The following is a 23105-nucleotide window of genomic DNA, read 5'->3' as shown; positions in this document are numbered from 1 at the left end:
GTTGCGCTGTCATCGTCCGGTGCCGTCCTCATCCTCTGCCGTCCCTCGTGCAGGCTTAAAAATAGAACACAGCTTCGATTATTTGGGAAGTCGCCCGCAACCTGACGCGGCAGGAAGACGGTGCCAGTTCCTGACTCATTTACTCAAATACTCGTTTGAGTAAATGAGTCTGATAAGGCGGCGACATACCGCTGCGCAACCGCAGCACTGGATCGTAGGCTCACGGGATGGACGAGCTCGCCGCCTTCATCCTGGCCCGCGTCGCGGAGGACCACGACCTCGCCTACCAGGCACTCCATGACCCAGGAGCAGGCGGGATCCTCGGTGTCCACACCAGGAACTGCCATGCGGCTGACGCTGGTCGGTCCGTCGACGTCGCCGGACATGAGCTGCTGCTAGATCCGCTGGCCTGTCACAACATGAATCAGAGTCCGGAGAAGGTCATCGCGGACTGTGTTGCGAAACAGCGCCTGGTCGCTCATGTTCAGAGCATCGACTGGGACTACGAACCGGCGGGGGAGCAGGACTATATGCGCACCATCCTCGAGCTGCTGGCCCTACCTTGGCGGCACCATCCCGACTACCTTCCGTATTGGGCCACAGAGTGCAGGTAGGGTGCTAGGACGAAAACAGTCCAAGCCTGTCCAGTGCCTTACACAGCCAGTCGACTACTTTTCCTCCAGCGGACAGAAGGTTGATCACGAGTGCCGCGGTTTGTAGTCGCTCTGGCACCCCTCGCTTTCTTCCCGCTGGTCCGAGCGAGTGCTTGCCCACGTGGTCTCTCCTTCCTGATGTAGTCGTTGGTGTTAGCGGTTGCGTTTTGAGACGCTTCTGAGACGAACTTCTCGGCTGAGGCGGGTTTTCGTCTGACGGAGCTTGCGCGCCTCATGGCTGAACTCATGCGACAGCTCGTAGTAGATCCGGTTGGTGCTGCCCAGGGGGGCGAGAGGGGCTAGAACCCAGCGGTCTCTGGCCTCGAGGTAGCCAAGGTCCCTGAGTTGCTTGATACCTTCTTGGGCACTGGGCTGGGACACCCCGTACCAAGCGCTCATTCGATTCAGTGCGAGCCATGCGTCCTGCTTTTGGCTCGTTTCCTTCGCGATGATGAGAAGCATGACAACACCGGAAAGCGTGAGTTTGGCGAAGAGTTCTTCGTGCCAGAACTCGTCCGGAAGGATGAAGTAGTGCTCTAAACGGTCGTCGTCGCCCACCGGAGCTGTGTAGGGCACAGATCCCTCTTCGTCGCCGAGCTTTCCGTCTTCCCGGCAGGGTTCTATCCGCATCCGTTGACCTTCGCGAGTGCGTGTCACCAGGCCCTGCCGCTCCAAGGACCCCCATGCTCGTGAAAGCGAGGACGGTGACCACGTTAGGGCTGTCTTTCCCTCAGCTTTCAAGGCCCGAAGCCAAGTGTCGGAGCTGAGCGGTTCGTCGCGTTTCTGTAGCCACGGCCAGCAGGTGAGCAAGAGGAGGTACAGCACTAGCTCGCGGCGCTTGCGCTTGTTCATTGCCCAGCCCACCGTGCTGGAGCGATTCGCTTGGTCGTCCGGTAGTTGCACGAGGATGTTGCGGAGGGTGACGTAGCCACGCGCGGAGAGCTTCGTCATTTCCCGGCGTGTGGCGTCGGGGGAGACCTGTGGAGGGCCCGCAGCTTGGTGATCTGTCGTTGTGCTCGTCATGGATACATGCAACCACGATCACCAGAGTCGCCTTTCGGCGATTACCGGTCGTTCTTGTCGTCTCAGACCATCTAATGCAAGACACCTGATATCCATTGATGCAAGACATCTGCGATGCGCTGAGATGCAAACTACAGCGAGGCGGTCACCAGGGGGGACCGTTTGCAACATCAGCACCAGTGAACCGTCACGAGTTCAGAAAGTTTCCGTGCCGCATGCGTTCTTGTTCGCGCAGCTGGCAGGTCGACCTGTGCGGCCGATGATGCACAACCCGGTCGCACATCGAGCGGGCAGAATGGCAGGCATGTGTGGACGCTTCGTCATCGCCGGAAACAAGGCCGCTATCCGAGACGCGTTCAGCGTCGACGAGACGTTCCAAGAGGATGTGAAGCCGTCGTGGAACGTGGCCCCGATGCAGGGCATCCCGTTCGTGTCCGAGCAACTGCGCGAGGGTGAGCTGGTGCGCCGCCTCGAGATAGCCCGCTGGGGGCTCGTCCCCGTGTGGTCTAAGGACCCCAAGGCTGGCGCTCGAATGATCAATGCCCGCAGTGAGACGGTGACGGAGAAGCCGTCGTTTCGTACAGCGGCTACCAAGCGCCGAGCTCTGGTGCCGGCGAACGGGTACTACGAGTGGCAGAAGAACGAGGACGGGACGAAAACCCCGCACTACCTCCACGGCGAGGACGAGGAGCAGCTGCTGGGCTTCGCCGGCCTGTACGAGTTCTGGCCGGACCCGACCAAGCCGGAGGACGCCGATGACAAGTGGCTGGTCACCGCGACGATCCTCACCCGGGCCGCGCATGACTCACTCGGCCACATTCACGACAGGACGCCGGTCATCATCCCCAAGGACCTGCAGGATCAGTGGCTGGACCCGACCATGACCGAGCGGGACCAGGTGCAGCACTTCATCGACACCATCCCCGAACCCACCCTTGTCCCGCGGATTGTCGGCACGGAAGTCGGATCAGTCCGTAATAACGGGCCGCAGCTCGTTGCAGCCGCGAGCTAGTGGAAACTGCGAGCTGCGTGCGGTTCGAGGGGCGAAAGCTTTGTGGGCAGGTTGTACCGCTCATGGAAGCGCACGACCGCTTCTGTGTAGAGCCAACTCAGATCGTGGAGAGCCCGGCCTAGATCACCGGTGGTGTATCCATCACCGCTAGGAGATGCCCTGGCGAGCTTCTCGATGTGCCAGATGTTGACGTGACTCACGGAACTGTATTGCCACCACAGGCGTAGCACCCGGTGGCGAAAGTCCTTGATGTCCGTCTGTGGACAGGCTGCGTCATTACACGAGCAGTCGCCGTAAGCGACAAGATCATCGAGCACATCCCTGATGATCTTCGATTCTTGGATGGGTTGCGGTCGAGATTGCTGTGCCTCATCGTTCGGTGTTTCGAGGCCGAGAAGTTTTAGTTCCCGTGATGCTGCGTACTCGAGGGAGGACCTATCCGCGTGGTACAGGTGCCCAAACCGAGCTTCGCGTGACTTCCGCTTGTTTGGTTGGAGGATAAAGAGCACCTTCACAGTGGCTAACAGTGCGGCGCGGAGCAAGTTCTCGACAGGGATAGCCCCATATGGCTCCTTGAGCAGAAACACTGCGGCCTGATGACACTTTGTGGCCGATTTCAAGCTTCGGGTCACGGAGAAGTAGTACAGATTGGCGCCGGCTTCATTGAGCACTTCACCGACGTTTGTGCCGAACTCCGATGTCTCCCACCGAGGGTCATCCTCGCCTGCGCGCAGCTGGGCGTACCCCCACTCCAGGCGGGACATCGCAAGAACAAACCACATGAGATCCGGGTCTAACTCGCTTGCGGTGGGCGCATTCATGTATCAACCGTAGAGCCCGGGTGGGAAGTACGTAGTAGGGGCAGAACCTATTTGGCCGCAGGGTGTTGCACTGAGTACGCCCTACGCAATAGCTGCCGGATGCAGGGGATCGCCCTTGGGATGCCACTCGTTGCGAGCCTGTCAGGTGACGAGGATGAAGGTCGTCAGGGCGGTGATGCCGGCGAGGGCGAGCAGGATGACACCGAGGATGACTGCTTTGCGGTGTTGTTGCCGTCGATATAGTCGTTCGGTTTCGGCGTGTTGTGCGGCCACGTAGCGCTGCTTCGCTGCTCGTGGCTGAGTTGATTTGCGCTTGTTTGATCCCATGTCTTATTTACCTTCCACTCGGTCGAGGCATTCTTCCCTGTAGGTCACGGCTGCGGTGTTCGTGCGGTGAGGAGTTCGGCAAGTTCATCGGGATGCCTGGAGGACACCAGCCAGTAGGGTGCGGGGTCCTCGGGGTCGGTGATCTCGATCTTGACGACGGCGTCGATCCATCCCCTGATGCACAGGTAGGTCAGGCCGTGCAATGCTGTGCCACGTTGCCGGGTAGCTTCCTCTCGGGTGAAGGCTTCCGCCGTCCCGATATACGTCCGGTCGATGTGTGCGGGGCCGACTCGCAGGCTGGTCCTGGTCACCAGGATCGTGGGCATCGAGGTGAGCATCATGATCACGAGAATGATCAGGGCGATCACGGATGCCACGATCCCGATCGACATGTCGATCGGGGCGAAAATCACTGCCGGTACGAAGGCGAGCCCGACGATGATGATCCATACCCACACATTCGGGTACAGCCGTTCCTTCCAGAGGACCTCATCGGCCAGCTGCGCCGACTTACCTTCAGGTTCTATGTGATGGCTCGAGGCGTCGGCGCTCCAAGGGGCATCCGGAGGATTGAGTGGGGGGACGTTGGTTCCTGGTTCGGGTGGTTGATGCATGAGGTGGGTCCCGTCGGACGGATCTGGTCTGGGTGGGTTTCAGTGGGGGTCGGGGTTGGTGGTGCTGCTGTGCTGCTGCGATGACACTGCAGATGGCGATGGCGATGGCGATGGTGTTGCTGGGTGGGGTGGTGGTACATCGAAGTTCGTCCGGTGGGTGATGGAGCGGGGCAGGTTTCTGCGGGTGATGAAGAAGGCCAGTGCTGCGAGGAACAGGAGTGCTGAGACCCAGGTGTTGATGCGCAGCCCCAGAATGAGGTTGGCGTAGTCGGAGCGCATGAGTTCGAAGAAGAACCTGCCGGCGGTGTACAGGGCGACGTACAGGGCGAGGACGGAACCGGCCCCAAGGGTGGTTCTTCGATCGAGGATCAGGATCAGGGCTGCTGCGATGAGGCACCAGACCGACTCGTATAGGAAGGTCGGGTCGAAGTATCCAAGGACGACCGGTGTTCCATCGGGGTTGAGTTGCGCCCGTCCGGTGCCGGCGTCCATGGCGTGGATCTGCAGGGCCCACGGCGCGGCGGAGGGGTCACCGTAGAGCTCGTTGTTGAACCAGTTGCCCCACCGACCCAGGGCCTGGGCGATGAGAACTGCCGGAGCGGCGGCATCGGCGAACGCGAGGAACCCGACGTTATTGCGGCGGCAGCCGATGTACGCGCCGAGGGCGCCGAGGGCGATAGCTCCCCAGATGCCCAGGCCGCCTTCCCAGATCTTCAGCGCGTCGATAGGGTCCTTTCCTGGCCCGAAGTAGAGCTGGTAGTCGGTGATGACGTGGTAGAGCCGGCCACCGATGATGCCGAACGGGACCGCCCACATCACGACGTCGAGGACCTGACCGGGCTGGCCGCCGCGGGCCGTGAGTCGCCGTCCAGTCAGCCACACCGCGGCCACGATCCCAGCGAGGATGCACAGCGCATAGAAGTTCAGAGTGATGGGTCCGAACTGGAGTGCGCTGATCGTGGGGGAGGGAATGTAAGTATCCGGCGGTGCGGGGTTCATGACTGATCCGATGGTCGGGTGGAACTGCTGATAACAGTGCTGGTGACGGTACTGGGGGTGGTGTCGAGGATGGTGTCCAGTGGGGTCGTGCTGTGTGGGGTCTCGGGAGATTCCTGGTGCCCGGACTGCTGCTGAAAGTGGTGTTGCAGGTGTGTGCGGATCCTGGTCGCTTCCTTGCCGAGTCCGGGGTCTTCCCCTCGGGCGAGGAGCCCGTATTCGATGACCGTGTTCCCGTCCGTGGAGGTGGACGCGGCGATCCAGGTGCGGCGGCGTGGGGTGATGAGGGAGAGGATGAGTCCGGTCAGGGCCAGGGTGGAGAAGACGAGGGCCCCGATCTTGCCTGGGTCGTAGGTGATATCCAGTGCGACGAAGCGTTTGAGGCTGTCGAAGGTGATGGATCCCTTGCCGTCGGGCAGTTCGTAGGTCTCCTCTGGTTCCAGGACGATGCCGCCGGCGTCGGTGTCCCTGCCGTTGAGTTGCGTCAGCTCTGTGGTGTCGAGCTGGTACACGGATCTAGGGGTGCCATCATCGAGGCCGAGGTTGCCGTAGTAGGAGTTCAGGTTCAACCGGGGGTTAAACGGGTCGGGATCCGAGCCGAAGGCAAGCCCCGTGTCGTCGACGACGGCGGTGGGCAGGAAGAACCCGACGAACCCGAGCTGGTCGGGTTGCGCGTCGGGGGCTTTGATGACGATGGTCGAGGTGTAGGCCGAGTCCGTGGGCTGGGCGGGTGCAGGCCCGGAGAACGCGATGTTGCCGTCGCCGTCGCGCACGGTGATGACCGGCGCGTAACCGTTTCCGACGAGGTAGACGTTGGTTCCGTCCATGCCGATCGGCGCGTTGACTTTCAGTTCCTGCCGGACCGGGGCGGCATCGGGGTTTTCCTGCACGGTCATGGTGGCGGTGAAGTCCAGTGGCTGCCCGTAGGTGGCGGTGTCATCCCGGTTGAAGGTGACGTCGAAGTCCTCGAGGGTGAGGGCGAAGGGTGCCAGGGTGTCCTCGTTGAAGTTCGTTCCGGGGGTGAAGGAGTCATAGCCGATTAGGGCGTTGGTGAATCCTTCACCCTCGACAATGAGTTTCTGCCCCCGGTACCCGAACATCCCGCCGACTGCGACGGCGACCAGCACCCCGATCAGGGCTGTGTGGAATAGCAGGTTTCCTGCTTCTTTCAGGAATCCCCGCTCGGCCCCAACGGAGGGCCGGCTGGTATCGGTATCGCGCACATCGACCCGGTACCCGAGCGTGCGAAGAATCGCGGCCGCCTCTGTGACCGTGGCAGTGAGGCGTGCAACAGAGGGATGCTGGCCGGCTGAATGCAGGCCCGGATCAGACACCGGATCAGGGACCGGATTCGATCCTTGGTGAGGTTCGGCGCGGTGACCGGGTGCGGGATGGTTGGGCAGGGTGAGTGTGCCGTGCTGGGGAAGGCGGGACAGTCGCCGCGGGGTGCGGGGCGGTGTTGCAGGTAACGCGTTCAGATACACCCTGGTGCGCGGGATGACGCAGCCGATGAGTGAGATGAATAGCAGCAGGTAGATCGCAGAGAACCAGACGGAGGAGAAAACGTCGAAAAGCTGGAACCTGTCCAGCCAGGGACCGGTATCAGGGTTGTCCTGCAAGTACTGGGTCACGACCGCCGGGTTCGCGGGACGCTGCGGGAACAAGGACCCTGGCACGGCAGCAACCGCGAGCAGGAGCAGGAGCTGCAGTGCAGTTCGCATGCTGGTCAGCTGCCGCCACACCCAACGAAGCATCTCCACCGGCCCGAGAGCGGACACGCGGACATCATTCTTTGCCGGTCCGCCCTTCTGCCGAGGGATGGGACGGCGGCCCTGTCCCGCGTCAGGCTTCGTATCAGCTGACATGGTCCCGGCCCTGCCGTACGTCGACCCTGTATACGAACGACGTCCCTGCCATAAACCGTGCGACCGGTGTTACTGCTGTGACAGGTGTTGCTGATGTTTGGAAGGGGTTGTCGGTGCTGGCAGTGGGTATGGGGGTGTCGAGGGCATCGCTGATGAGAGTGCGGAGGGTCGTTTCGTCGGCGATGCCGAGGATGCGTGCTGCGACTCTGCCCTGCCGGTCCAGGACGAGGGTGGTGGGGACGGCCTGGGGTGGTACGTAGTCGGTGAGCTGGAGCAGGAGCTTCCCGTTGCGGTCCTCGAAGCTCGGGTAGGTGATGCCGAAGGTCCGCTCGAAGGCTTCCGCGGTCGGTTTCTCGTCGCGGACGTTCACCCCGTAGAAGCGCACACCATCGGGGCTGAATTGTTCATTGAGTTGCTGGAGGGAGGGCGCTTCCACCCGGCACGGTGCGCAGGCCGCGTACCAGACGTTCAGGACGACGACGTCTCCGGCCCAGTCACCGGAGGTGACCGGGGTTCCGTCGAACAGGGTTCCCTGCACGTCCAGGGGTTCACTGCGTTCCTCCGGCGCGTATTCGGCCACTGACCCGTCCCCGGCAATGTAGTTCTTGTTGTCGCCAGCACGGGCCTGTTCAGCGAGATCATCGTTGCCGGTTGCGCAGCCGGCGAGGACGAGGCAGGAAGCGACCAGCATCGCCGCGGCGCGACGGGACCACATGGTGGCCCGTGACCGGCGTGGAACGACCGACGGTGCGGGCGGGTGGGGGTGGTTCATCACGAAGGTTCCCTCCGGTTGTAGAGGTACAGGGGGTGGACGGCTCGGCGCGCCGGCGACGTCCTTAGACGGGGGTGAGGAAAGTGCCTGCAAGGTTCTGCAGTTGGTAGATCCACAGCATCCACACACCGGTGACCATGAGCACTCCGACGAGGATCAGCAGGGACCCACCGATGATGTTGAAGACGCGGATGTGGCGGCGGACGAAGGCCAGGGCGGTCGTGACCCATTGGACTCCCAGTGCGACGAGGACGAAGGGGATCCCGAGACCGAGGCAGTAAACGAATCCCAGGACAGCTCCCCGCCACGCAGTACCCGTCGTGGTGCTCAGTGCCAGGACGGCGCTGAGAGTGGGCCCCATGCACGGCGTCCAGCCAAGACCGAAAACGACACCCAGCAGGGGTGCGCCGGCGATACCTGTTTTCGGGCGCCACGTGAGTTTCGCTGTCCGCTGGAGGAACGAGACCCGGCCAATGAGGGCTAGGCCCATCACGATCACGAACAGGCCAAGGACCCGGATGAGTGGGTCCTGCCAGCGCAGCAGCCAGGATCCCATGACTCCGAACGCCGCCCCGTACAGGGTGAACACGAGCGCGAATCCGAGGATGAACAGGGCCACCCCGGTCAACACCCGCCTGCGGTTATCCGGCCGTCCCGGTTCGGTGAGCCCTGAGACGTAGCCGAGATAGCCGGGGACCAGCGGCAGGATGCACGGGGAGAGGAACGACACGATCCCGGCTGTCATCGCCAACGGAATCGCCGCGAGCAGGGCCCCGGACTGAACAGTGTCGGCGAAAAACTCACCAATGGTCATGGCAGTCTCCCCGAGCTGAGGGACGTAGGCCCGCCGCCCGTCGTTACGCCCGATGTCCTGACCGTAGCCACGTCGGTGTTCGGACCAGATCTGCTCGTGCCGGTGCTCGCTCCCACCTGGAGATCACCCACCACATCACTGGTTACATCACTGATCGAGTGGTTGGCAGGGTGGTTGGCAGGGTGGTTGGCCTGGTGGAGCGGGTGGTTGGTGAGGTGGGTTTGAGGCAGCACGTGTCAGGCGCCGCCAGCGTCGATGATGGTGGTGAAGGTCATGCCGTTGTCGACCGACTTCTCCAATCCGTTCTCTGTCGTTACCCAGACTTCCGTGCCGTTGTCTGTCCTTCTCGTGGTGATCGCTGAGGGCTGGGCAGAGACTTTCCCGGTCTGCTTCCAGGTGATGCCGGCATCTGTGCTGGTCAGGACGTCGCCGGTGGGAAGGATGCCGATGATGTCTGAGCCGTCGGTGACGGCGGCTATCAGGATGACCGGGGCATCTGGTTCTTTCGTCCAGGTCTTTCCTGCATCCTCGGACCGGTAAATGCCGTCTTCGGTGGTCGCGACCGCGAGCTCCGTGGCAGGGTTTCCGGCCAGGTTGTAGGGGCTGATCTGGGTGCTCGCGTCAGTCCAGGAGCTGCCGTCCTTGCTGACCCGCAGGGTGCCGTCGAACCCGATGATTCCCTCATAGGTGGTGGTCAGGGTATGGAAGTCAGACTCGCCACCACGGGCAACCTGCGACCAGGTGAGCCCATCGGTGGAACTGATAAACCCCACTGGGTTAGGCAGGTCGACGCCGGCACCCGGGTGGCCGGAAGCGAAGTAGGTTCCATCGCTACCGACGGTGAAGCCCATCAGATCAATCGTCTGCCCCATGGGTTCGGCGGACTCACCGTTGACCGTGAAAAGGCCCTCGTGAGAGGCAATCAGCACCGATTGCGTGTCAGGATTCACCGCCAGCCCATGGACGTGGGAGGGATACGGCTGGGCCGATGTGGCCGGCCCCGCACCGTCATCGCCGACCGCTGAGCCGGCTGCCGATTCAGCTGTTGAATCGGTCGATGACGTGCACGCCACAGTCCCCAACGTCAGGGCGAGGGAGACCCCGACCAGGGCGCGCCGGCGCCAAGCACGGGGCACACGTCCCGCAGCAAGGAAAGCAGGCGAGGAAGCAGCGGAGGAAGGAGTGGGAGAAGCAGTGGGGGAAGTCATGGGGTGATGTATCCGATCAAAGGGTGCGTCCCTGCTGGTGCTGCCGTCGGTGCTCGGTGTAGTCGGTGTTTGTCGGGTATACCGGGCTGGCCGGGGTGTTCCAGGGGAATGCGTAGGGCGCGGGCAGCACGCGACGGGCAGGAATGCCCGCGAGGATGGCTGGGTGTCCCGCTTGAGAGGTGGGGGAGTGATTTCAGGTCAGGAATCGTGGGCCTCGAAAAGGGGCCGCGGAGTGAAGCAGCTTGGAGATGTCATTGGCCGGGCTGCCGGGACCTGCCGCCATGGTGGTGGCAGCGGGCCCCGGTTCAGGCTCCGGCGATCGAGGTATCAGCGAGCAGCTGGTCAATCAGCCGAGTTGCCGGGCCTCAGTGATGAGGGGTGTGGTGTCAGCGCTGCTCGAGCAGTGCTGTCATCTCCTCGATCTCTGCCTGCTGGGTTTCCACGATGGTCTCGGCCATCTCGATCGCCTCGGGGAACATGCCGTCCTCGATTTCCTGCTGGGCCATCTGCACAGCCCCGCGGTGGTGGGCGATCATCGACTCCAGGAACAGGGTTTCGGCTTCAACGCCTTCAGCAGTGCCAAGCGCCGCCATGTCCTCGTCGCTCATCATGCCCTCCATCGACCCCATGCCCTCCATGGATTCCCCCTCGCCCATGGAACCCATGTCGTGGCCTTCCATGCCGCCCTCGGGCTCCTCGGGCTCGCCCCAGGCTTCCAGCCAGGTGGTGAGCTGCTCGATCTCGGGTTCCTGGGCGGCAGCGATGCGGGTCGCGAGGTCGGTCACCGCAGGGTCGATGCCCTCCTTGTCGAGGAGCATGTTGCTCATCTCAACGGCCTGCCGGTGGTGGGGCAGCATCATCTGCGCGAACATGACGTCCGCGTCGTTGTGCTCACCCATGTCCTCGGCAGATGCGCTGGAGGTGGCTTCGGACGTAGCCCCCGCCGAGGCGCTCGGGGTGGCCTCCGCCGCGGCGGAGCTGGGGGCAGCCGCGGCGGAGCTTTCTTCGCCCATGTCCATGCCCTCCATGCCGCCGCCCGAGGATGAACCACAGGCGGACAGGGTGATGAGAGCGGCGGCGGACAGGGCGGTAAGTGATGCGAAACGGTGCTTCATGAGAACAGTCCTTCGGTATGTGAATACACGGGTTCAGGAAAGAAACGATCGGTCGGTGTTCCCACGACGTCAGCTGCCTTGTGCATCCTCTGGCGCCACTCATACCGTCCGCGCGCAGAGTTCGTTCTGAGCGGGAGGCGGTACCGATGGAGAGGTGATACCTGAGTGGTGTCGAGGTGGGGGAGTCCGGTCATGACAGAGCCGGCAAGTGCACAGGCGTGTGAGGCGGGAACATGAGGAAGCCGCAAAGGGGCTTCCCGGTGTTTATGTGCGACTGATCGAGAGCTGAACCAAGGAAACTGTTTGTGCTCTGAAAGGAAGAGTGAAGGCCAGTGATGGGGGGCCGCGACGGATCAGGGTGCCGCGTAGGAGCGCGGAACGAAGCCCCAGGAAACCTGCGAGACCAATGATCAGCAGCGCGATCATGCACATGGCGTCCATCATGGAGTGCCCGTTCGGGCAGGTCAGCTCACACAGGGAGGCGTCGGCAGAGCCATGGCCATCGGAGGAGGAGGCGACCATCACCGCTGCTAGACCTGTAGCTAAACCTGCTGCTGGGCCTGCTTCCGGGACGGTGGTTCCGGCCGTCATGAGGGTTCCGGTGGCTTCCGAAGCGGTGGGCGCGGAAGCGACGGTGTGGGTCGGAGCAGTGTGGGTGGAAGCCGTGTGGCCTGCTGGCTCACCGATGGTCGGGCTAATCCATAGGTGCATCGCCAGTATGCCGACCAGAAGAGTCAGGAGCCGTAGCGTCCACGTCAGGGACACGAGGGTTCCGGTTGCGGAGGATCGCTGGGATCGAGGAACGGTGAGCAGCAGATTTTTCACTGTGTGTTCGTCCCTCCCCTCATGCTTCAGCGATCCTTCAACTCGAAATAATACGCGGGTGGGGTACACCCTCAGGGCCGGGATCAGGTTTGACGTTCATATCAACAGTAGGGGCCCGGCACCCGATGATGCCAAGCGGCAGTTTTCCTGCCGGAGCCCAGCTCGCATGCCCTTTGGTGTCCGGAAGCTGGGCGGTGTATGCCAGTGCGGGCTGTTCTGCCCGCTCTCTGCCCAACGGTCTGCAGGCTCTGGTGGTGCCCCGGGGTGAGCCCTGTCGTCACGGCCTTCCCACCGGTGTCCGCCGCTTTTCAGGGGTGCTGAGTGCGGGCGAGGACACCGGTGGGACCGGTAGCGGTGAAACCGGCGGGTGCTAGGCCGTGGTGCTGATCCGTTCCGGGTCGAGGTCGATCCGGCGCAGCAGTTGCGCGTTCAGCGCCACCACGATCGTGGACACGCTCATCAGGACCGCGCCGGCGGCAGGTGAGAGCAGGATCCCCGCGAACGCGAGCACGCCCGCGGCCAGGGGGACGGCGAGGACGTTGTATCCGGTGGCCCAGATGAGGTTCTGGATCATCTTTCGGTAGCTGGCCCGGGACAGGTCGATCATCGCCAGCACGGCCCTCGGGTCGTTTCCGGCCAGGACGACGCCGGCGGATTCCATGGCCACGTCCGTTCCCGCCCCGATCGCGATGCCGACCTCGGCCCGGGCGAGGGCTGGGGCGTCGTTCACGCCGTCGCCGACCATCGCGACTCTCAATCCGCGGGATTGCAGTTCGGTGACCTTGGAGTCCTTGTCCTGCGGCAGGACGTCGGCGAACACCTCATCGATGCCGAGCTCCTGACCGACGACGTCGGCGACCTGGCGTGCGTCGCCGGTGATCATCGCGACCTTCACCCCGCGGTCCTGCAGGGCCTTCACGGCGGCCCGGGATTCCTCCCGTACCTTGTCCTCGAGCCGGACTGCGCCGATGACGGCACCGTCGCGGATGATGTGCAGCACGGACGCGCCGCGGCCCACCCATTCCTGCACGGTCCCGGCGATGTCGGCAGGGGTAGTGAGTCCGAGTTCCTTGAGCATGTTCGGGCCTCCCACGGCGACGTCGTGGCCTTGGACGGTGGCGCGGACACCACGCCCGGTCATGGACGCGAAACCCGTGCCGGTGTAACCGAGGTCTGCAGCTGCCGGGTTGGATCGTGCGGCGGTGACAATGGCCCGGGCGACGGGGTGCTCACTGTCGGCCTCTGCGGCTCCCGCCAGGGCCAGGAGCTCAGCCTCGCTGACACCGTTGACCGTAGTGGTCGCGGTGACGGCGTGCCGGCCCTCGGTGAGGGTGCCGGTCTTGTCGAACAGGACGACGTCGATCGTGCGCATCCTCTCCAGGGCAATGCGGTTCTTGATCAGCACCCCGGCCTTCGCGGCGCGTTCGGTGGAGATCGCGATCACCAGGGGGATCGCCAAGCCCAAGGCGTGCGGGCAGGCGATCACGAGAACCGTGACCGTGCGGATGACGGCATCATCAGGGCTTCCGAGGAGCATCCAGGCGATGAAGGTCAGGATGCCAGCGCCGAGGGCGAAGTAGAACAGCAGGGCCGCGGCCCGATCCGCAAGAGCTTGGGCCCTTGAGGAGGAGGCCTGCGCCTCGGCGACCAGACGCTGGATCCCGGCCAGGGTTGTATCCGCGCCGACCGCCGTGACCTGCACCCGGACGGCGTTATCGGTGGCCACCGTTCCGGCGACGACGGTCTCACCGGCGGTCCGGGACACGGTGCGCGATTCGCCGGTGATCATCGACTCGTCGAACTCCGCGACACCGTCGACGATCTGCCCGTCTGCCGGCACCCGGGCACCGGAACGGACGAGAACCACGTCCCCGGTGACCAGGGAACTGACCGGGACGGTTTCAACACGCGCATCGGTTCCCGTGCCGGTGACCCGGTCTGCTTCGTCGGGCAGGAGCGCTGCCAGGGCGTCCAGGGCTCCTGCGGCCGAGCCGAGGGCCCGCATCTCCATCCAGTGCCCGAGCAGCATGATGACCACCAGCAGGGCGAGCTCCCACCAGAAGTCCAGGTCGAACCCGCCGACACCGAGGGTGGTGATCCAGGAGGCGATGAACGCGACGCTGATCGCCATTGCGATTAGCAGCATCATGCCCGGCTGCCGGGACTTCAGTTCCGTCACCCCGCCCTTGAGGAACGGGGCCCCGCCGTAGACGAAGATGACTGTGCCCAGGATCGGGGCGATCAACGTCGAGCCCGGGAACTGGGGTGGCATGTACCCGAAGAGCATCGTGAACATAGGACTGAACGCGACCACGGGGATCGTGAGGATCAGGCTGAGCCAGAACTTGTTCTTGAACATGGCCGTGGAATGCCCGGCATGTTCCCCATGGGAGTGGACCTGATGATCCTCATCCGCGGTCCCACCCGAGTGACCTGAATGACCGGCGTGACCTGCATGACCAGTGTGGTCGGTCGGAGCGGTGTTGCCGGTGGGGTGGTGTGTTTCGGCGAGAGCGGAGTGGGCGTCTGCCTGGGGCATGGCCTGGCCGTGCGTGGTGTGGGCGTCATCGCTGCCGTTGACTGCAGCTTCTGTGGCCGTTGGTGTGGCGGTGGGTGTGCTGGTGGGACTGTGGGATCCCTGGTGGTGATTGTGGTGGTGTGCGTTGTTCGTCATGATCGAGCCCTTCCGGGGCACCTGAGCAGGTATGTTCTGGTCCCTGCAGCGCTCCTACATCAAGCGCTGCACGGCCTTATTTGGAGGCCAGCTGGTATCCGGCGTCGCTGATCGTCGAGGCGACAAGCCCGGCGTCGAGAGGTGTGGTGCTAGTGACGTGCAGGGTGGATGTGCCGCCGGCGACGAGGTCGACCCGTGCTTCATGGACCCCGGTGATTTTCCCGACGGCGCCGCTGACCCTGGAGGCGCAGGAGCCGCAGGTCAGACCAAGAACCGGGAACGCCGCGGACACGTCGTCGGACGTGACCGGGGCAGCCGACACTGCAGCTTCCTGAGGGGTGCAGCAGGAACACCCGGAGGCGTTCTTCTCCGTAACGGGAAGCAAAACAGTAGACGAAGCGGTCGATGAAGCAATGGACGAATCGGTGGATGAAGTGGTCGACGGAGCAGATGTGCCGCACATGGGAACCTCCAAGGGAACATGCGAATGCGTGAGGGAATCGAAGCGCTGTAGGAGGTCAGGATCAGCGAGCCTGCCCCGCCATCACAATGGTTCCGGTTGTCATGCCGGAAACCTCGTAGGAGGGCCGACAGCAACGAAATTATACCCCCATGGGGTATCTGTCAAGCGGATTCTTGCTCGCTCTCACATCGACGAATTCATGGCCGGTCATGGTGAGCGGGGGCTAGCGTGAGACGCGGGGCGCCGGCCCCGGATGCCCCTGAACCTTCAGTAAATCTTCAGTAGACCGACGGATAAGGAGCGGAACAATGACTCACATCACCTCCATGCTCGAGACGTACCCGAAGGATCTTGGCGGTATTGACCGCGAGAAGCTGGCCGAGTGCATCGCGGCCTGTTTCGAGTGTGCGCAGACCTGCACGGCGTGCGGGGACGCGTGTCTGAGCGAAGACATGGTTGCCGAACTCACCAAGTGCATCCGCACGAACGCTGACTGCGCGGACATCTGCGCCACGACCGGCCGGATTCTCTCCCGGCATACCGGTTATGACGCGAACATCACGCGAGCTGTCCTGCTGGCCTGCGAAGTCGCTTGCAAGGCGTGCGCCGATGAATGTGAGCAGCACGCGCAGATGCACGAGCACTGCAGGATCTGCGCCGAAGCATGCCGCCGCTGCGAGAGGGCTTGCCGCGAACTCGCCGCTACTCTCAGCTGAGCTCGGTCACCGGTGGCTGCCCCCACACTCCAGCCTCCAGGGGCAGCCACCGAGTAGCCGTCTTCGGAAAACCCTCACCCCGTCACATCCAGCGCTCATGTTCAGCGCTCGGTGAGGAGGCCTGGGTCTAGCGCAGGAGCCTGCTGATCGCTTGGGTTGCTTCCTTGACCTTGGCGTCGATGACGTCGGAGGATCCGCTCGTCGCGGCTTCGTGAGCGGCGTCGACGACGCAGTGCTGCATGTGGTTCTCGAGCAATCCGAGGCTGACGGCGTGCATGGCACTGTTGACCGCGGCAACCTGGGTGAGGATGTCGATGCAGTACTTGTCCTCATCGACCATGCGGGCGATACCGCGCACCTGGCCCTCGATGCGCTTCAGGCGTCGCAGGTACGCATCCTTGTCCGCTGCGTATCCATGGGCTGTGTGCCCAGTCACCTTCTGATTTTGGCCCGCGTCGGGTGCTGTGGCCTCACCGGCTGCTTCAGAAACCGCTTCGTGAGATGTTGCAGTGCTGGCATGCGTTCCGGTTCCGGAGCTCACGGTCATTCCCTTTCACCACCAAACGATGCGATCCGGTTGCGCCGGCCCGAGATCGTTGGTGCCTTCCCCTGCTGCGCCCATCGCGCAGCAACTTCCAGTATCGCTGGTCGTTAGGGCCCCTGTCCCTATATCCGCGGCATATCGGCGGCGCTTTGTTGACCTCGGTAACCATCAGGTATCCGGCTCACGGTGTGTTGCGAAGACACGCCGTGCTCCGTTACCTGAACGTGACTTTGATACCACCCTGGGGTATTCTCGTCCAATGTTCTCGGCACCCCGCCGAGACCATACTCCCGCGCAGAATGCCGAGCCCTGCCGCTGCATCCGGGAACCGTTCGTACCACCCAGTAGGCAGGGACGGGGGAACCACGTTTCCACCGGGCCACCGCATGTATCTGTGCGATGACCCTCGGGGTTAAGTCGATCCGACAACCTAGGCACGACCTGCACGTAGCGTCCGCGACGGCAGGGTAGTGCCCAGGGCTTGAAGGACGGCCGGGTGAACTCCCATCCGAACCCGACAGCTCACCCCGCAGGCATGGGAGAGGCAATCACCATGTCACGTACGTCCATTCCGGCGCGCCACCGCGCCGTCGTCACCCACTCCATCGCCCTCGAGGGCCTGTCGCACTCCGCGAAGACCGGTGCCGTAGCACTCGGTAAGCCCGCCATCATCGCAGCAGCAACCGGCGGCCTCGTCTTCGCCGTCGGCGCCCCCGCACAGGCCGGCACCTACACCCAGGAAGCCACTACGGGCACCGTAGCCCAGGCTCCCGTTGCAGCCGCACCCGTCGCCCCCGCAGTTGTTGCAGCTCCTGCCGCTGCAGGCGTGCACACCGTCGTCGCCGGCGACACCCTCGGCGCCATCGCTGCCAAGCACGGACTAAACCTCAACACGCTCATGGCCCAGAACGGCCTGTCCTACGCGTCGATCATCTACCCCGGGCAGCAAATCAAGCTCACCGGCGGAGCAAGCGTTGCCGTCAGCCCCGCGGCGGTCCCCGCAGCAGCACCGGCCAGCCAGGTCTTCTACGCAGCACCCGCCCCCGCAGCTGCCGCAGTGGCACCCGCACCCGCAGCCGCACCGGCCGGCATCCAGCTGACCTCCGCGACCATCGCACCGATCGCCCCGGCAGCCCCCGCGGCTCCTGCGGTCCCCGCCAGCGGCGTCGGCGCCGCCCTCGTCGCCTCGGCCTACGGCCAGCTCGGCTCCATCCAGGACTGCACCATCCTCGTCGAGCGGGCCCTGCGCTCCATCGGCAAGAACGTCGGAGACCTCGGCCCCACGCAGTTCTACCAGTACGGCACAGTCGTCTCGACCCCCGCCCCCGGTGACCTGGTCATCCGCCCCGGCCACATCGGCATCTACGTCGGCAACGGCGAAGTCATCAGCAGCGGCATGAACGGCGCGAACCTCACGATCAAGCACCCCCTGTCGGACCTCGCCGGTTCGTCCTTCGTGCGCGTCAACGGCTAACACAGATTCAGCGGACGCCCAGCGTCCGTAAGCTGAACAAGAGTGGCAGGTGCCCTGGACGGGGGTACCTGCCACTTTTTGTTAAAGCCCGTCCGCAGGCTCCTACTCAGTCACACGCATGCGCCGGCTCTTGAGGTCGAGGTAGAGGGCGACGCATCCAGCGTGAGTGGGCGCCCACTAGGTCGAAGTAATCCCCGAAATGGTGAAGGTGCGGGACGAGGTGCTGGTGCTGTGACTGTCAGCGGTCAGTAGTAAACATTGTTTACTACTGACGCAGGAGGTCTTCGTGGTGAGTCGTAAGCAGTCTCCTCAGCACCCAAATCATGTCGTGTCCGTGCGACTGACGAATGACATTATCAAGCGCCTGGACGCCTTAGCGGATCGCACGAGCCGAAGCCGCGGGGTGTACCTGAGGTCAGCGATCATCAGGATGCTGCCTACGCTCGAGGCTGAGCACTGGTCGCAGACGAGCACCGAGTACGAGAACGACTTTTTTAAGCAGGAATTCGTTCAGCTCACCACCTCGCTTCTCGGAGACGAGTCGGTAGAAGATTCAGTCCGAGACGACTAACGGCGTCAGTCGGTGCTCTGATGTCGTAAGTGACTCGCAGTCTGTTTCATCGCGCGTTCATTGCGTGCACGGGTGATCTTGTATAGCCAGTTCGGCACTTGAGGGGTGGTTCGACGGAGGTCAAAGAGACGTTCCTGCCAGACGAGAAGATCCTGCGGCTCGATGGACTGGTCTCGTCGGGAAAAGCGCCTCCCTATTGTTGCCGCGAGGTCCGCTCGGTCGCGCGCGGCTTTCCACGTGTTCATGACGTACTCGGATACATCGAGGAATGCCGGTAGGACGGGGAAGAGAGCTCCCAAGAGGAAAGTGGCGAGGGTGACTCCGCTGATGCTCGCCCAAGTAATGAGACCGGCGAGCCAGAGGATTGCCGCGGCAGCCCACACAGTGACGGTTGTGCGGATAAGCCTGTCTGTGTAGGCGGCGTTGCTGCGTTGGGCGATGGCTATGGTCGTGGTGCCAGGACTGTCAGCGTCGACGGTGTACCAGTCGACAAGTTTTTCCTTCTTCGCCACGTCCCGGAGTGGCTTCTTATCAGCGGCGATGAGCGCAATGTCTTCGGGCGTGGGGCGACCTGAGCGATCGATGGTATCTGGCATGTCGAACAGGTACTGGTCCAGCTCCTCCTGCACGCAGGCGGCCTTGAGCATGGTCCGGTTCTCAAGTAGAGCAAGGACGGTCCGGCCGGCGAAGAGCCATACACCGGTGACGGCAGCGACGGAGACAGCAACTGCAGGAGCAAGGAGCGAGAAGAACGGTCCTCCGAGGCCGATGACGAGGATCCCGATCCATCGCAGGCTCTGCCACCGCTTCGCACGGTTGTAGAACCTGCGCTGCGCAACAAGGAGTTGCAAAGCCCGTTCGTCATTCTGTCGACGAGCGATCGTTGAACTGGATGGGGGCTGGTAATCGTGTGAACTCATCACAGGTCAGAGATTGAACAGCAACTTCAGTTGCTCGATTGCTTTCTCCTGATTGTCGGCCCGCTCGTATTCCCGGGCTTTGCCCGCGCGGGCCACCGCGGTCTCGAGCTTCGATAAGGCATCTACCTTGTTGCCGATTGATGATGTCGCGGTAAAGCGCGATCCAAGCCCCGTTGGATCGTTCATCGCCGCCAGGTTCGCATCCAGGATCTTCTTAAGGGCGAGATGCAGGTCCATGACCGGCAGGTAGGTTGACTCGCCATCGAGGTGCTTCGCGGCGCGCATTTCGAGGTAACAGGAGGAAACCGGTACGTTGCGCCGGTATTTCCAAATTTTTATCTGCCGAGCCAGCTTCTTCGCGGCACCGTTGTGCTTCTTGTTTACTTCGCCGACGTACTTGTTGTGCTCCTCGGGGAAGGTCTTCATCCATCCGCCAGTCGGATCCGGGATCAGATAGCCGCTGTCGGAGTAGAAGCCAGGAACGACCTCTACGTCGCCGTCACTGAACCGGCACACGACGGCGGGTTGCCGCGTGACGATCGGCGTGTTGGGGTACCGGGCCTGCAGCGCCGCCTTCACCTTATTGAGGGTCGTCAACTGGGACTCGGGTCGAGACCCCTTTAAGGAGACCAGGTAATCGGCGTCGCTGTGCTTCCAGATACCGGTGCCATGGCGAAGGGATCCGATCTCGAACATTCGGAAGATCCCGAGCGATGCGTTGAGCTTGTTTTCGATCTCTGTTCGATGAATTCGTGCGCCCGTGAACTGGGCGGGTGATGGTACCCAGGTGTCTGTGGTCGTGTTCAGCCATGCTTCTGCGCTCTGCGTCATTTCCGCCCCATTCCGGTTGACTGGTCCGTACTACCCACTGCGTGGTTTGGTAATGGCTTCAAGGACTTGACCCTTCCACTACACAGTTCTCATCATGTCGTACGTCACCGACGAAACAACTTGGACGCGGGACGCGTGAAGCTCTTCCTGAGTCGGGTGCTGCCACTCACTAAAAGGCGTTGCGTTTGGGTACACCCCAACGCCACACTTCCAGATAGCCCGATTAGTGTGGTTTTAGGGTCGCTTCTGTGGCTTTCGCAACACTTCTGTGCGAAGGTCTAGACATGACGCAACACATCGGGCAGCGGATCGGGTATGCCCGTGTGTCGAGCGTTGACCAGAATCTCGCCCGGCAGCTGACCAGCATCGGCAGCGTTGATCGGCTGTTCGAGGAGAAGCAATCCGGTGCGCAACGATCCGGCCGGGCCGCTCTCGCGGAGATGATCGGATACGCCCGCCACGGCGACACCGTCGTTGTGTCATCCATGGACAGGCTGGCCCGATCGGTTATCGACCTCAACCAGATAGTGGGGGAGCTGACCGGCAAAGGTGTGACCGTGGAGTTCATCGCAGAAAGGGTTACGTTCACCCCTGGCGGCGCGGATCCGTTCGCGGAGTTCCAGCTGAACATCATGGCGTCCTTCGCGCAGCTCGAGCGAGCGATCACCAGGGAACGGCAAGCCGACGGCATCAAGGCAGCGAAGGAACGCGGCGCCTACCAAGGCCGATCCCGCAAGCTCACTGATGACCAGCTGCTCGAGGCCCGGAACCTGATCGAGGCGCGCGTCCCAAAGGCCGAAGTCGCCCGGCGTCTGAACATCGACCGCACCACCCTGTACCGGGCGCTGGACCGGACGGCTTCAGCATGACAACGCCACACGACCGACCAGTCGGCGACGACCTCCTACAGGAGGCCCTCGCCATCGTCAGGCGAGCCGCCGAACAGGCAGGTCTTCCAACACCGGCGGTCGCTCTTGCCCCATCGGTAGGTAAGCCGGGAGCGCCCCGCGCGAACGCCGAGTACAAGGCGATCCTCGGGGTACCAACAATCACGGTCGCCACGGCGGCAATGCAAGAACTGCCGCCCGACCCCCTTGAGGTCCTGCTGACACACGAGCTGGGCCATTTCGCGGACGAGGCATGGTGGAAGCGGAAAACCCGTCAGTTCCTCGCAGGAATGGGTTTCGCAGTACTCCTAGCAATCGGGGGAGTGGTTGTGGGCCCGATCGGGGAAAACTCCGGCGCCGGATACGCCCCCGGCCTGGCCATCTTCGCTGTCAGTCTCCTCATTGCAGGCGCACTAGGCCTCACCTACCTAGCAAACAGTCGAACAAGCGAGTTGCGAGCGGATCGTTTCGCTGCGCGCCACCACGGCAATCTGTCGAGTGCTCACGATCTGTTCAAAGTGTGGGATCGAGAAGCACCAGAACGCGAGTGGGGCCGGGGTCTGCTGCTCCTGATCCGAAGCCACCCATACCGAGCTACGCGACTTGAAGCCATCGAAGCTGAACTCAACCGGCAAGATCCGCCGGCAACCAGGAGAACATGATGATCAGAATCATCTGCTGGCTACTCACCTCGAGCATCCGGTACAGCTACCGGTTCGTCCGTGCGATCCTCCGGTTGCCGCTGTTGCTGTTGCCCATCTCTCCGCGGATCCGTAACCAGGTCGCGGGTGCATTGGCCGTCGGCCTCTGGTTCTTCTCAACGTGGCTAGTCGCGACCGCAGCCGGCGCACCATGGTGGGGACAGCTAATGATCGCTGCTGCAGCTGCCCTCATCATCGCCGGTGTGATCCGGATGGAGGGCCGTCGGCCGGTCGTGCGGCGGCCGGCACGCATCCGATGACGTCCTTGCAGAAGTAGCCAGCGATGAGGCAACGCAGGGGAGAGGCTGACCGGTTTTGGGAGAAAGTCGTCAAGGGCCCGCGGCCGCATGACTGCTGGATCTGGATCGGAGCCGTCGCTGACGACGGCTACGGGCGGTTCTGGGTCACCAGAGACGGCGAACAACGCGCCCTGCGGCCGCAACGCTACGCCTACGAACATCTCACCGGGGAGACCCTGCACCCTGGCATTGCTCTCATGCACGTCTGCGACGTCCCACTGTGCGTCCATGCCAGCACCGGGGTAGAAAGTCACCTGCTGCCCGGCACCCAGGCGCTGAACATGCTCGACCGATCCCAGAAAGGCCGACACGCAAACGCGTCGACCTTCCGATGGCGCGGCGTCGGCCGCGCCCAGTTCCGCGCCCAATCCGTCGAGCTGCGCACAGCCCTCCTCGAGCACGGATGGCAGGAGCCGATCATCCGACCCCTGCTCACTGGCATCGACCCCGAAGCACCAACACTGTTCTAGGCAGTCGGCGGAGCCTGGTCCTCGGCATCCTCTGGTGACTCCTTCGACTGAGCTGCCCTCTTCCGAGCTTCCTTCCTCTCTTCATCCCGGTCGTCGGAAACCTGCGGCGAGAAGGTTGTCGGTTTCGGACCGACACGCAACGGTGCTGGCGTGACCTGCGGAAGTGGTTCGTCCGTCACCGGTTGTACGCGTTCTGGGCCGATCACGTAACTATCTTCTTCGCCGTCAGCTACAACGGTGAAGAGATAGATCGGCTTCCCGCGGTCGCGGCCCCATGACCTCTCCTTGATTTCACCCTCGACGAGCTGGCTTCGGCCTGGGTGCACATACCTAATTCGATTCCCGGGGTGCCACTGTTCACCTCTGCGCTGTTCATTCATGGACTGATGCTACTGAGCGAGTTCAAGCCCTGAGCGGTCCTGCGCTTCGCTTCGGCCTGATGAGGCCCGGGCGCTCCTTCGTCGCACCCGACCCTGACGTTTTTTGCTGCTGTCCTTATGTTGTTGAGCA

General features: G+C 63.0%; 25 protein-coding genes and 1 riboswitch. Of the genes, 9 read left to right on the top strand and 16 right to left on the bottom strand.

Annotation, left to right across the window (positions count from 1 at the left end; translation table 11 throughout):
- Positions 1-227: 227 nt before the first annotated feature.
- On the top strand, positions 228-614 hold the full coding sequence (locus ACIQCY_RS17330; RefSeq protein WP_400485102.1) for a DUF6221 family protein: 387 nt from the start codon (positions 228-230) through the stop codon (positions 612-614).
- Between the two features lie 192 nt (positions 615-806).
- Here ACIQCY_RS17330 and ACIQCY_RS17325 read toward each other — a convergent pair whose 3' ends face one another.
- On the bottom strand, positions 807-1676 hold the full coding sequence (locus tag ACIQCY_RS17325) for a hypothetical protein (protein ID WP_400485101.1): 870 nt from the start codon (positions 1674-1676) through the stop codon (positions 807-809).
- Positions 1677-1980: 304 nt separating this feature from the next.
- On the opposite strand from ACIQCY_RS17325, the gene ACIQCY_RS17320 reads away from it, so the two are divergent.
- Positions 1981-2688, top strand: a complete 708-nt coding sequence (locus tag ACIQCY_RS17320) for an SOS response-associated peptidase (RefSeq protein ID WP_400485100.1) — start codon at positions 1981-1983, stop codon at positions 2686-2688.
- Here ACIQCY_RS17320 and ACIQCY_RS17315 read toward each other — a convergent pair.
- The 11 genes from ACIQCY_RS17315 to ACIQCY_RS17265 all read right to left on the bottom strand — a co-directional run bounded on the left by ACIQCY_RS17315 (position 2685) and on the right by ACIQCY_RS17265 (position 15041).
- Positions 2685-3509, bottom strand: coding sequence for a hypothetical protein (locus ACIQCY_RS17315; protein WP_400485099.1), 825 nt, complete (start codon positions 3507-3509; stop codon positions 2685-2687). The two genes, ACIQCY_RS17320 and ACIQCY_RS17315, sit on opposite strands and share 4 nt — an antisense overlap.
- Before the next feature lie 141 nt (positions 3510-3650).
- Positions 3651-3836 carry a hypothetical protein gene (locus ACIQCY_RS17310; protein WP_400485098.1) on the bottom strand — a complete coding sequence of 62 codons (186 nt, stop codon included), beginning with the start codon at positions 3834-3836 and terminating at the stop codon, positions 3651-3653.
- 44 nt (positions 3837-3880) lie between these two features.
- Complete coding sequence (locus tag ACIQCY_RS17305) at positions 3881-4450, bottom strand: DUF3093 domain-containing protein (protein WP_400485097.1); 570 nt, start codon at positions 4448-4450, stop codon at positions 3881-3883.
- 39 nt (positions 4451-4489) lie between these two features.
- The gene (lgt, locus tag ACIQCY_RS17300; protein ID WP_400485096.1) at positions 4490-5449 is read right to left on the bottom strand and encodes a prolipoprotein diacylglyceryl transferase; all 960 of its coding nucleotides are present in this window, start codon (positions 5447-5449) and stop codon (positions 4490-4492) included.
- A complete protein-coding gene (locus ACIQCY_RS17295; RefSeq protein WP_400485104.1) occupies positions 5446-7200 on the bottom strand; it encodes a cytochrome c biogenesis protein ResB in 1755 nt (584 codons plus the stop codon). The genes lgt and ACIQCY_RS17295 overlap by 4 nt, the downstream gene beginning before the upstream one ends.
- Before the next feature lie 100 nt (positions 7201-7300).
- Positions 7301-8083, bottom strand: a complete 783-nt coding sequence (locus ACIQCY_RS17290) for a TlpA family protein disulfide reductase (protein WP_400485095.1) — start codon at positions 8081-8083, stop codon at positions 7301-7303.
- A 64-nt stretch (positions 8084-8147) separates the two neighbouring features.
- Entirely contained in the window at positions 8148-8897 is a 750-nt protein-coding gene (locus ACIQCY_RS17285; protein ID WP_400485094.1) for a cytochrome c biogenesis CcdA family protein, read from the bottom strand.
- A 236-nt stretch (positions 8898-9133) separates the two neighbouring features.
- The gene (locus ACIQCY_RS17280) at positions 9134-10105 is read right to left on the bottom strand and encodes a F510_1955 family glycosylhydrolase (protein WP_400485093.1); all 972 of its coding nucleotides are present in this window, start codon (positions 10103-10105) and stop codon (positions 9134-9136) included.
- Between the two features lie 386 nt (positions 10106-10491).
- A complete protein-coding gene (locus ACIQCY_RS17275) occupies positions 10492-11220 on the bottom strand; it encodes a DUF305 domain-containing protein (protein WP_400485092.1) in 729 nt (242 codons plus the stop codon).
- A 1195-nt stretch (positions 11221-12415) separates the two neighbouring features.
- Positions 12416-14719: a heavy metal translocating P-type ATPase gene (locus ACIQCY_RS17270; protein WP_400485091.1), complete on the bottom strand. Its 2304-nt coding sequence runs from the start codon at positions 14717-14719 to the stop codon at positions 12416-12418.
- Between the two features lie 76 nt (positions 14720-14795).
- Positions 14796-15041, bottom strand: a complete 246-nt coding sequence (locus ACIQCY_RS17265) for a heavy metal-associated domain-containing protein (protein ID WP_400485090.1) — start codon at positions 15039-15041, stop codon at positions 14796-14798.
- A 449-nt stretch (positions 15042-15490) separates the two neighbouring features.
- Here ACIQCY_RS17265 and ACIQCY_RS17260 point away from each other — a divergent pair, with 449 nt between their 5' ends.
- Complete coding sequence (locus ACIQCY_RS17260; protein ID WP_400485089.1) at positions 15491-15898, top strand: four-helix bundle copper-binding protein; 408 nt, start codon at positions 15491-15493, stop codon at positions 15896-15898.
- Positions 15899-16025: 127 nt separating this feature from the next.
- On the opposite strand, the gene ACIQCY_RS17255 is transcribed toward ACIQCY_RS17260, so the two are convergent.
- Positions 16026-16445, bottom strand: coding sequence for a metal-sensitive transcriptional regulator (locus ACIQCY_RS17255; RefSeq protein WP_400485088.1), 420 nt, complete (start codon positions 16443-16445; stop codon positions 16026-16028).
- Positions 16446-16767: 322 nt separating this feature from the next.
- Positions 16768-16993, top strand: a riboswitch (cyclic di-AMP (ydaO/yuaA leader).
- Positions 16994-16995: 2 nt separating this feature from the next.
- Between ACIQCY_RS17255 and ACIQCY_RS17250 the strand changes: the two genes are divergently transcribed.
- Positions 16996-17916, top strand: coding sequence for a LysM peptidoglycan-binding domain-containing protein (locus ACIQCY_RS17250; protein ID WP_400485087.1), 921 nt, complete (start codon positions 16996-16998; stop codon positions 17914-17916).
- A 286-nt stretch (positions 17917-18202) separates the two neighbouring features.
- Complete coding sequence (locus tag ACIQCY_RS17245; RefSeq protein WP_400485086.1) at positions 18203-18487, top strand: ribbon-helix-helix protein, CopG family; 285 nt, start codon at positions 18203-18205, stop codon at positions 18485-18487.
- A 5-nt stretch (positions 18488-18492) separates the two neighbouring features.
- On the opposite strand, the gene ACIQCY_RS17240 is transcribed toward ACIQCY_RS17245, so the two are convergent.
- Together ACIQCY_RS17240 and ACIQCY_RS17235 are read right to left on the bottom strand one after the other, a co-directional pair.
- Positions 18493-19407 carry an S-4TM family putative pore-forming effector gene (locus tag ACIQCY_RS17240; protein ID WP_400485085.1) on the bottom strand — a complete coding sequence of 305 codons (915 nt, stop codon included), beginning with the start codon at positions 19405-19407 and terminating at the stop codon, positions 18493-18495.
- 6 nt (positions 19408-19413) lie between these two features.
- A complete protein-coding gene (locus ACIQCY_RS17235) occupies positions 19414-20238 on the bottom strand; it encodes a hypothetical protein (protein WP_400485084.1) in 825 nt (274 codons plus the stop codon).
- Between the two features lie 284 nt (positions 20239-20522).
- Between ACIQCY_RS17235 and ACIQCY_RS17230 the strand changes: the two genes are divergently transcribed.
- From ACIQCY_RS17230 to ACIQCY_RS17215, 4 genes are read left to right on the top strand one after another with little or no spacing between them, the layout of a single operon-like run.
- Complete coding sequence (locus ACIQCY_RS17230) at positions 20523-21107, top strand: recombinase family protein (RefSeq protein WP_400485103.1); 585 nt, start codon at positions 20523-20525, stop codon at positions 21105-21107.
- Positions 21104-21787, top strand: coding sequence for a M48 family metallopeptidase (locus ACIQCY_RS17225; protein WP_400485083.1), 684 nt, complete (start codon positions 21104-21106; stop codon positions 21785-21787). Before ACIQCY_RS17230 ends, ACIQCY_RS17225 begins: the two co-directional genes overlap by 4 nt.
- On the top strand, positions 21784-22086 hold the full coding sequence (locus tag ACIQCY_RS17220) for a hypothetical protein (protein WP_400485082.1): 303 nt from the start codon (positions 21784-21786) through the stop codon (positions 22084-22086). Before ACIQCY_RS17225 ends, ACIQCY_RS17220 begins: the two co-directional genes overlap by 4 nt.
- Positions 22087-22109: 23 nt before the next feature.
- On the top strand, positions 22110-22595 hold the full coding sequence (locus ACIQCY_RS17215; protein ID WP_400485081.1) for a hypothetical protein: 486 nt from the start codon (positions 22110-22112) through the stop codon (positions 22593-22595).
- On the opposite strand, the gene ACIQCY_RS17210 is transcribed toward ACIQCY_RS17215, so the two are convergent.
- Positions 22592-22975, bottom strand: a complete 384-nt coding sequence (locus ACIQCY_RS17210) for a hypothetical protein (RefSeq protein ID WP_400485080.1) — start codon at positions 22973-22975, stop codon at positions 22592-22594. The genes ACIQCY_RS17215 and ACIQCY_RS17210 overlap by 4 nt on opposite strands.
- Positions 22976-23105: the final 130 nt, after the last annotated feature.

This window comes from Arthrobacter sp. NPDC092385 (genome assembly GCF_044755105.1).
Classification (GTDB): Bacteria; Actinomycetota; Actinomycetes; order Actinomycetales; family Micrococcaceae; genus Arthrobacter_D.
This window is presented reverse-complemented; position numbering and strand designations above follow the sequence as displayed.